Raw genomic sequence first — 511 nt, 5'->3', positions numbered from 1 at the left:
CCCGCAGCCTCTCCAGCGCGGCCAGCGCCGAAAGCCCGTCCGGCATGGCGATGGGCTGGCGCAGCACCTTCGAAAGGTCGAGCGGCGCGCCCTCCAGCATCTGGTCCAGCAGGTCCTTGGCGGCGACCACGCCCAGCACATTGTCCACCCGCCCGTCCGAGACGATGAAGCGCGTGACCGACTCGGCGCGCAGCGCGGCGGCGATGTCCTGCGGCTCGGCGTTGCGGTCGAGCCAGGCGACCTCGGGCCGCGGCGTCATCAGCGCGCGGACAGGGCGGTCGGCCAGGCGCAGCACGCGCTCGATCATCTGCCGCTCGCTGTGGTCCAGCGCGCCGGCATGCACGCCCTCGGCGACGACGGCCTTCACCTCCTCCTCCGTCACGCTCTGGTCGGTCGGCACATGGGCGCCGAAGAGACCCAGGATCAGCGAGGAGGATTTCGACATGAACCAGATGAAGGGCGAGGTGAATCGCGCCAGCGCCGTCAGCGGACGGGCCAGCATGGACGCGAC

Annotated in this window: 1 protein-coding gene; it reads right to left on the bottom strand. The window is 71.2% G+C overall.

Going from position 1 to position 511, the window contains the following annotated elements; all coding sequences use genetic code 11:
• Nucleotides 1-511, bottom strand: a 511-nt coding sequence (locus tag AC1DWF_RS38870) for a CNNM domain-containing protein (protein WP_476843714.1), incomplete at both ends; no start/stop codon positions are given.

This window comes from Aminobacter sp. P4_D5, assembly GCF_056401815.1.
Note: the sequence above shows the minus strand (reverse complement) of the source record. Positions and strands in the feature narration are given on the sequence as shown.